The organism is Acidovorax sp. HMWF018 (assembly GCF_003061035.1).
GTDB lineage: Bacteria > Pseudomonadota > Gammaproteobacteria > Burkholderiales > Burkholderiaceae_C > Acidovorax > Acidovorax delafieldii.
This window is the reverse complement of sequence record NZ_QAIM01000123.1, coordinates 32,657-41,342: the sequence shown is the minus strand read 5'-3', so window position 1 is coordinate 41,342 and position 8,686 is coordinate 32,657. Positions and strand designations below refer to the sequence as shown.

Below are 8,686 nucleotides of genomic sequence, written 5' to 3'. Positions count from 1 at the left end.
TCGCGCACGGTCAGCCAGGCGCTGGCCGCGCCGCTGAGCACGATGGCCGCAATGCCCGCCATCGACCACGCATCGGGCACATGGCGGTACACCAGCCAGCCCGCCAGCATGGCAAACCCGATCTGTGAATACAGGAACGGCGCAATCGTCACTGGCGTGGTGCGCGCATAGGCGTTGAGCAGCAGCATGTGGCCCACCGCGCTCGACAGGCCCATGGTGAACATGCCGGCCCACAGCCACGGGTCGCTCACCGGCTGCCAGAAGAACGGCACGCCCAGCGACACCAGCGCAGTGGCGATCCAGCTGGTGTAGAGCTGCGTGGTGGCGGGGCTCTCGTGCCCGGCCATCTTGCTGCTCAGCACCTGGTAGCCGGTGCCCGCAGCCAGCATGCACAGCGGCCACAGCAGCGCCCAGGTGAAGGCCTCACCGCCGGGCCGGATGATGGCCAGCGTGCCCGCCAGGCCCGCCACCACCAGCAGCCAGCGCAAAGGGCTCACCGGCTGGTGCAGCCACAGGGCCGCCACCACCGTCACACACAGCGGCACCGTGGCCACGATGGCCGTGAACTCCGCCAGCGGCAGGGCCGTGAGGCTGATGAAGCCGAACAGGCTGGTCATGGCGAACAGCGCGCCGCGCAAGGCCTGGAAGCGGGGCTGTGTGGTGCGCAGGGCAGGGCGCCCCGCCCGTTGCAGCACGAAGGCCGTGGTCAGCAGCGACTGGAACACATAGCGCATCCACAGCGCCATGACGATGGGCACACCCACACTGACCAGCTTGCTCGCGGTGTCCAGCAGCGCAAAGAACGCGCAGGCTGTGACGGCGAGCGCGATGCCCGCCAGCGCCGCACGCCGGCGGGCTGCAGGGCTGGTCGACGGCGCAGGGCCTGAGGAACTCACGGCGTGCCGCGCGCACGCTCCAGCAGCATGGCGTCGCCATAACTGAAGAAGCGGTACTGCTGCGCAATGGCGTGCCGGTACAGGCCCATGATGTGGGCATAACCCGCAAACGCGCTCACCAGCATCATCAGCGTGCTCTTGGGCAGGTGGAAGTTGGTGATCAGCACATCCACCACCTGGAATGCAAAGCCCGGTGTGATGAAGATGTTGGTGTCGCCAGAGGCCTGGCCCGTCTTCGCCCAGGATTCGAGTGTGCGCACGGTGGTGGTGCCCACGGCCACCACGCGGCCGCCGCGCTGGCGGCAGCGCTCCAGCGCGGCCAGCGTGGCCAGCGGAATCTCGTACCACTCGCTGTGCATCTGGTGCTCGGCCAGGTTCTCGGTCTTGCAGGGTTGGAAGGTGCCTGCGCCCACGTGCAACGTGACGCTGGCGCGTTCGATGCCGCGTGCGGCCAGATCGGCCAGCACGCCCTCGTCAAAATGCAGCGCGGCCGTGGGCGCGGCCACGGCGCCGGGGTTGCGGGCAAACACGGTCTGGTAGCGCTGGCTGTCCTCGGCCTCGTCGGGGTCGTGGTCGGTGTTTTGCTGGCGCTCGATGTAGGGCGGCAGCGGCAGGTGGCCGTGGCGGTCCATCAGTTCCCAGGGCGACTCGCCTGCGGGGCCGTGCAGCGCAAAGCGGAACAGCGGGCCGTCCTCGGTGGGCCAGCGGCCCAGCAACTGCGCGTCAAAGCCGCCCGCCTTGCGGCCACCGGCCATGTGCACCACGCTGCCGGGCAGGGGCTTCTTGCTGACCTTCATGTGGGCCACGACTTCGTTACCCGGGTTGCCAGCCTCGACGGGCAGCACGCGTTCGATCAGCAACTCCAGCTTGCCGCCGCTGGCCTTCTCGCCAAAGATGCGCGCCTTGACCACGCGCGTGTCGTTGAATACGAGCAGGTCGCCCTCGCGCAGCAGTCCGGGCAGCTCGCGAAAGATGCGGTCTGCCGGCTGCATGGCGCGGCCATCGAGCAGGCGCGAGGCGCTGCGCTCGGGCGCGGGGTGCTGCGCAATGAGTTCGGGGGGCAGCGAGAAGTCGAAATCGCTGAGGGTGAACACGCGGGGCGTGGAAGGGCCGCCGGAGGCGAGGGGCGCACTGGTTGCGCCGCTGGAGAGATCAGTCATCGTGCTTGAGGGCCGAACGGGCCCGTGCCAAGGTAAAAATTGCGGAAGGCGCGATTGTCCCACGGGGCTGCAGCCCCTGCAGGCGCGGTGCTAGGGCGAGGTGGTGAATGCCACCGGTGCCGGTACGCTGTGCACCAGCCGTTGCACGTCATCGGCCTGGGCCAGGGTGGTGCCCGGATGCAGCAAGGCGGCAGCGCCTGCGGCCACGCCCCAGCGCAGCGCCTCGGCAGGCGCATCGCCCCGGTCCAGCGCCCAGACCAGTGCCGCCAAAAAGCAGTCCCCAGCGCCCGTGGTGCCGGTCGTAGCGGGCACGTTCAGCGCTGGCGCCTGCCATACCCCCTCCCGCGTGGCCAGCACGGCGCCTTGCTCGCCCACCGACAGGGCCACGGTGTCGGCGGCGCCGCTGCGCACCAGCGACTGGGCGGCAGTGCACCAGTCGGCCGCCTGTTCCAGGGGCTGTTGCAACAGGTCGCGCAGCTCGCGCAGGCTGGGTTTGACCAGCGCCACCCCGGCCTGCAATGCCGCCGCCAGCGGCGGCCCCGAGGTGTCGACGGCCACCCGCACGCCCCGGCCGGATGCGGCGCGCGCCAGCTGGGCGTAGAAGTCGTCCGGCGTGCCAGGCGGCAGGCTGCCGCTGGCAATCAGCCAGCGGGGTGGCGGAGTGTGGGTAGCCAGCGCATCCAGGCAGGCCTGCCACTCGCTGGCCTGCAGCATGGGGCCGGGCAGCACAAACCGAAACTCCTGGCCCGTGCTGGTCTCGACCACCGAAAAGTTCTCGCGCGTGTCGCCCGCAATGCGCTGCAGCCGCGTGGGCACACCCTCGCCGGCCAGCAACTGCTGCACCTGGGCGCCCGCCGCGCCGCCCGCCAGTGCCCACGCGCTCACGTCCGCGCCCAGGCGGTGCAGCACCCGCGCCACGTTGATGCCGCCGCCCCCCGCAAACCGCCGCACCGGGCCGCAGCGCAGCTTGTGTGTGGGGGCCACGTGGTCGGTGGTGGTCGCCAGGTCGAGGGCGGGGTTGAGCGTCAGGGTGATGATCAGTGCAGGCATGGGCTACCAGACCTTGTCGGAGAAGCCGGACCACAGCTCGTCCAGGTCGGGAAAGCGCCACTTCTCGGGGTCTTCGCGTGCCACGATCTTCTCGTTGCAGTCCGGGGCGGCCAGGTTCACCACCTCGGGCGGAATGCGCAGGTCGGACTTGGTCGAGAAAAACACCTTGACGATGGGGGTGGTCAGCGCGGTGGGCGATTGCTCAGTCACGATGCCGATGCGGCCCGAGGTCAGCCGCACCAGCGAGCCCACGGGGTAGATGCCGATGCTTTTGACAAACGCCTGAAAGATGCGTGCGTCAAAGTGGTCCCTGGTCCACTCGGCCATGCGGCGCAACGACTCGGCCGGGTCCCAGCCGCGCTTGTAGGGCCGGTCGGAGGTAATGGCGTCATATACGTCGCAGATGGCCGTCATGCGGGCGATCACGCTGATGCCTTCGCCCTGCAGCTTGTCAGGGTAGCCCGAGCCGTCCACCTTTTCATGGTGGTGCAGGCAGGCGTCCAGCACGGCGTCGGGCACGTTGCCGCCTTCCTTGAGCATGTGGTAGCCCTCCACCGGATGGCTGCGCACCACGGTGAACTCCTGGTCAGTGAGCTTGCCGGGCTTGTTGAGCACTGCCAGCGGGATGGCCGCCTTGCCCAGGTCGTGCAGCAGGCCTGCCATGCCAGCGAGCCGCTGCTGGTCGTCCTTGAGCTTGAGCTGCTTGGCCAGGGCCACCATGAGCGCGCACACCGCCACCGAATGCATGTAGGTGTAGTCGTCGGCCGTCTTCAGCCGCGCCAGGCTGATGAGTGCGCCGGGGTTGCGGGTGACGGAGTCGGAGATTTCTTCCACCAGGCTCTGTGCACTGGCCGAGTCCACTGCGCGGCCCATGCGGGCCTCGTTGAACATCGAGACCACCGCTTCCTTGGACTTGACGCAGATGGCGGCGGCCATCCTCAGTTCGCTGTGCATGTCCGCCGGTTGGCGGTCCCGCTTGGGGGGAGGAGGGGGTGAAGGCAGCGTCACCTTGATGGGGGGCAGGTCCTCCAGGCGGCTGAAGTCGGTCTCGATCTGCGCATCCACCTCTTCGCGCGACATCGACGCCGTGCCTGCGGCCACATCCAGGCCCTTGTCGGTGTCGATCCAGATTTCCTGAATGGCGGTGGCCTGGATGCGGGCGAGGTCCTTGGGGTCCTTGAGCAGGAACTTGGCCCGCCAGAAGGGGTGCTCCATCCACGAGCCGCAAAACTCGTGCAGGTACATGCCCAGGGTCAGGTGTTGGATTTGAATGCGCTTGAGCATGACGGGGCCCCGGACTCGAAAACACGCCGTGATCAGGCGTTAGCAATGGTAACCATGGTAGCCTTTTCAGGCTGCGATCTCCGCTCGTTTTCCCTAGCAAATTGCTCCCCATGCCCGCTGCCGCCCCTGCTCCCGCCAAACCCACTGCGCGGTCCGCCGTCCCGGCAGCGCGTGGCCAGGGTGCGGCCTCGGTGGCGCAGAAGGCATTGCAAAAACTGGGCCTGCGCCGCGATATCGACCTGGCCCTGCACCTGCCCTTGCGCTATGAGGATGAAACCCGCATCACCCCGCTGGCCAACGCGCGCGACGGGCAAACGGTGCAGATCGAGGCCACGGTCACTGCCAGCGAGGTGCAACTGCGCCCCCGCCGCCAGCTGCTGGTGCAGGTAGAGGATGACACCGGCAGCTGTGAGCTGCGCTTTTTCAGCTTCTACCCGTCGCACCAGAAGACCCTGGCCGTGGGCGCGCGCCTGCGCATTCGGGGCGAGGTCAAAGGCGGCTTCTGGGGGCGGCAGATGCTGCACCCGGCCTTCCGCGTGGCGGGTGGCGAGTTGCCCGCCGCTCTCACGCCCGTCTACCCCACCACCGCCGGACTGCCCCAGCCCTACCTGCGCCGGGCCGTCGTCAGTGCGCTGACGCGGGTGGATTTGTCGGACACCCTGCCACCCGGCACAGAGCCACCGATGGCCCGGGTTTATGGCCCCAATGGCCTGCAGCGCAGGTTCAGCTTGCGCGAGGCGCTCACTTTTTTGCACCATCCCACGCCCGATGTGGCGCTGTCCACGCTGGAGGACCACAGTCACCCCGCCTGGCAGCGCCTGAAGGCCGAGGAGTTGCTGGCCCAGCAGCTGTCGCAGCAGCAGTCGCGGCGCGAACGCGACATGCTGCGCGCGCCGGTGCTGCGGCCCCGGCGCAGTGCCGACGGCGCCTTGCCATTGCACGAACAGTTGATGGGCGTATTGCCGTTTGACCTAACGGCGGCCCAGCGCCGCGTGGGCGAAGAGATTGCGGCCGATCTGGCCCGCCAGGTGCCCATGCACCGTCTGCTGCAGGGCGATGTGGGTTCGGGCAAAACCGTGGTGTCGGCCCTGGCCGCCTGCCTGGCCATGGACGCGGGCTGGCAGTGCGCGCTGATGGCACCCACCGAAATCCTGGCCGAGCAGCACTTTGCCAAGATGATCGGCTGGCTCGAACCGCTGCTGGCCGCACACGGCCGCAAAGTGGCCTGGCTGGTGGGCGGGCAAAAGAAGAAGGACCGTACTGCCATGCTGGCGCTGGTGGCCAGCGGCGAGGCGGCGCTGGTGGTGGGCACGCACGCCGTGATCCAGGACCAGGTGCAGTTCAAGAACCTGGCGCTGGCCATCATCGACGAGCAACACCGCTTTGGCGTGGCGCAGCGGCTGGCCTTGCGGCAAAAGTTGGCGGCCCACGGCATGGAGCCGCACATGCTCATGATGAGCGCCACGCCCATCCCGCGCACTTTGGCCATGAGCTACTACGCGGACCTGGACGTGTCGGTGATCGACGAGCTGCCGCCAGGCCGCACGCCCATCGTGACCAAGCTGATTGCCGACAGCCGCAAGGACGAAGTGATCGAACGCATCGGCGCGCAGGTGGAGGCCGGGCGGCAGGTGTACTGGGTGTGCCCGCTGATCGAAGAGAGCGAGGCGCTGGACCTCTCCAACGCCACCGCCACACACGCCGACCTGAGCGAGGCCTTGCCGGGCTGCATGGTCGGCCTGCTGCACTCGCGCATGCCCACCGCTGAGAAGAAGGCCGTGATGGCGCTCTTCACCAGTGGTCAGATGGGCGTGCTGGTCAGTACCACGGTGATCGAGGTGGGCGTGGACGTGCCCAACGCCTCGCTCATGGTCATTGAACATGCCGAGCGTTTTGGCCTCTCGCAATTGCACCAGCTGCGCGGCCGCGTGGGGCGCGGCGCGGCGGCCTCGGCCTGTGTGCTGCTGTACGCCACCAACGACAGCGGCCGCGTGGGCGAAACCGCCAAGGAGCGCCTGCGCGCCATGGCCGAAACCAACGATGGCTTCGAGATCGCCCGGCGCGACCTGGAAATCCGCGGCCCCGGCGAGTTTCTGGGCGCCCGCCAGTCGGGCGATGCGCTGCTGCGGTTTGCCGACCTGGCGACCGATACCCATCTGCTGGAATGGGCGCGCGAGCTGGCCCCCCAGATGCTGGACCGCTACCCGGAATTGGCCGCAAAACACGTGGCGCGCTGGTTGGGTGGAAAATCGGACTATCTCAAGGCATGAGACGCTCAGAACGACACTGACGTGGCCCGCAGGAACACACCATGACCCTCACCGAACTCAAGTACATCGTTGCGGTGGCCCGCGAGAAGCACTTTGGCCATGCGGCCGACGCCTGCTATGTGTCGCAACCCACGCTCTCGGTGGCCATCAAGAAGCTGGAAGAAGAGCTGGACGTGAAGCTGTTCGAGCGCAGCGCGGGCGAAGTCACGGTGACCCCGCTGGGCGAGGACATTGTTCGCCAGGCGCAAAGCGTGCTGGAGCAGGCGGCGGCCATCAAGGAAATCGCCAAGCGCGGCAAGGACCCGCTGGCCGGGCCGCTCACGCTGGGCGTGATCTACACCATCGGGCCCTATCTGCTGCCCGAGCTGGTGCGCCAGTCCATCACGCGCACCCCGCAGATGCCGCTGATGCTGCAGGAGAACTTCACCGTCAAGCTGCTGGAGATGCTGCGCACGGGCGAGATCGACTGCGCCATCCTGGCCGAACCTTTCCCCGACACAGGCCTGGCCATGGCGCCGCTGTATGACGAGCCCTTCATGGCGGCCGTGCCCAGCACGCACCCGCTGGCGGCCAAGAAGTCCGTCACGGCTGCCGAGTTGAAAAACGAGACCATGCTGCTGCTCGGGGCGGGCCATTGCTTCCGGGACCATGTGCTGGAGGTGTGCCCCGAGTTCGCGCGCTTTGCGAGCAACGCCGAGGGCATCCGCAAGTCGTTTGAGGGCTCGTCGCTGGAGACCATCAAGCACATGGTGGCCGCCGGCATGGGGGTGACGCTGGTGCCACGCCTGTCGGTGCCGCGCGATGCGTTGCTCACGGTGTCGCGCCGCCGCAAGAGCGACGAGACCTACATCCGCTACCTGCCCATCCGTGAGGAAGACGGTGGCCCGCCGCCCGTGCGCCGCGTGGTGCTGGCGTGGCGCCGCAGCTTCACGCGCTACGAAGCCATTGCCGCCCTGCGCAACGCCATCTATGCGTGCGAGCTGCCAGGCGTGAACCGCCTGTCCTGAACCGGCCCTGCGGCCGCGTTTTTGCCACGGGGAATCGGCGCTACACTCGCGCCGCCCCTGCGCTGGCCGACCTGGTCTGTGCAGCTGGGGCATGCATGTTGCGCAGTGTCCGTAGACTATCGTCCGGCTGCGCCCCGCTTTCTACAGAAGGTTCCCATGAAGAAGCTCTGGCTGACCGCCACCCTGGCCGCCGTGTTGACTGCGTGCTCGTCCATTCCCCCCTCCACCACGGCGACCACGGCCGCCACGCTGAAGAAGCCCGCACTCGACCGCATCGCGGCCACGCCCAGCGCAGCGGCGGCGGCGGACTTCCGCCAGTTCTTGGCGCTGGCCGCGCAGATGCAGCCCGAGCTGCAACCCCCCGTGGCTGCATATGCAGCGAAAAAGCCCCTGGCGGGCGATGACCTGGTCAACATCAGCCGACTGCTGGGCCTGCACAACCGCCTGCGCAACCAGGCGGCCGTGATCGATGCCACCGCGAAGATGGTAGCCATCCCCACCGTGCGGTCTGCCAAGGTGCCGCCGCATGAAGACCCGGCCATCATTGCCTTTGGCACCCTGGTGGAAGGCATGGCGCGCGACTTCGGCCTGCAATACCGCAACGTGGACAACCGCATCTTTGAAGTGAAGCTGCCCGGCAGTGGCCCCGAAGAATTCGGCATCCTCACCCATGCCGACGTGGTGCCCGTGGTGGCCGACGAATGGGTGCTGGACGATGGCACGAAGCTTGACCCCTTCCAGCTGACCCGCGTGGGCGGCAACCTGTATGGCCGGGGCTCCATTGACGACAAGGGCTCCATCGCCACGGTGCTGTTTGCGATGAAAGCCGTCAAGGACAGCGGCTTGCCGCTGGCGCGCACCATCCGACTCATGATCGAAACCACCGAAGAAACCGGTGGCGACGCGATGAAGTACTACCGCGCCAAGACCTCGCTGCCTGAGTACAACATCGTGCTCGATAGCAAATATCCTGCGGTGGTGGCCGAGAAGGGCTCGGGCGCGCTGCGCACCACCTTTGC

Annotated in this window: 7 protein-coding genes; 3 read left to right on the top strand and 4 right to left on the bottom strand. The window is 67.9% G+C overall.

What is annotated here, in order from left to right; translation table 11 throughout:
- The 4 genes from DBR23_RS04775 to DBR23_RS04760 form a co-directional block, all read right to left on the bottom strand.
- Positions 1 to 896: DMT family transporter (locus DBR23_RS04775; RefSeq protein WP_108497480.1), on the bottom strand; the 896-nt coding region annotated here is incomplete at its 3' end.
- Entirely contained in the window at positions 893 to 2,056 is a 1,164-nt protein-coding gene (gene queA, locus DBR23_RS04770) for a tRNA preQ1(34) S-adenosylmethionine ribosyltransferase-isomerase QueA (protein WP_108497471.1), read from the bottom strand. The genes queA and DBR23_RS04775, both read right to left, overlap by 4 nt.
- 90 nt (positions 2,057 to 2,146) lie before the next feature.
- Entirely contained in the window at positions 2,147 to 3,106 is a 960-nt protein-coding gene (locus DBR23_RS04765; RefSeq protein ID WP_108497470.1) for a 1-phosphofructokinase family hexose kinase, read from the bottom strand.
- A 3-nt stretch (positions 3,107 to 3,109) separates the two neighbouring features.
- Positions 3,110 to 4,390, bottom strand: a complete 1,281-nt coding sequence (locus DBR23_RS04760) for an HD-GYP domain-containing protein (protein ID WP_056065324.1) — start codon at positions 4,388 to 4,390, stop codon at positions 3,110 to 3,112.
- Positions 4,391 to 4,500: 110 nt separating this feature from the next.
- Between DBR23_RS04760 and recG the strand changes: the two genes are divergently transcribed.
- From recG to DBR23_RS30290, 3 genes are all read left to right on the top strand, one after another.
- Positions 4,501 to 6,660 carry an ATP-dependent DNA helicase RecG gene (recG, locus tag DBR23_RS04755; protein WP_108497469.1) on the top strand — a complete coding sequence of 720 codons (2,160 nt, stop codon included), beginning with the start codon at positions 4,501 to 4,503 and terminating at the stop codon, positions 6,658 to 6,660.
- 41 nt (positions 6,661 to 6,701) lie between these two features.
- Entirely contained in the window at positions 6,702 to 7,667 is a 966-nt protein-coding gene (locus tag DBR23_RS04750) for a LysR substrate-binding domain-containing protein (RefSeq protein WP_108497468.1), read from the top strand.
- 156 nt (positions 7,668 to 7,823) lie between these two features.
- Positions 7,824 to 8,686 (top strand): M20/M25/M40 family metallo-hydrolase (locus tag DBR23_RS30290; RefSeq protein WP_233250273.1); only part of this gene is annotated, 863 nt, incomplete at its 3' end.

What these genes read in the sequence shown, in the direction of transcription:
- recG (WP_108497469.1), top strand. Translation starts at nt 4,501, where the DNA reads ATGCCCGCTGCCGCCCCTGCTCCCGCCAAACCCACTGCGCGGTCCGCC.
- DBR23_RS04750 (WP_108497468.1), top strand. Translation starts at nt 6,702, where the DNA reads ATGACCCTCACCGAACTCAAGTACATCGTTGCGGTGGCCCGCGAGAAG.
- DBR23_RS04765 (WP_108497470.1), bottom strand. Translation starts at nt 3,106, where the DNA reads ATGCCTGCACTGATCATCACCCTGACGCTCAACCCCGCCCTCGACCTG.
- queA (WP_108497471.1), bottom strand. Translation starts at nt 2,056, where the DNA reads ATGACTGATCTCTCCAGCGGCGCAACCAGTGCGCCCCTCGCCTCCGGC.
- DBR23_RS04760 (WP_056065324.1), bottom strand. Translation starts at nt 4,390, where the DNA reads ATGCTCAAGCGCATTCAAATCCAACACCTGACCCTGGGCATGTACCTG.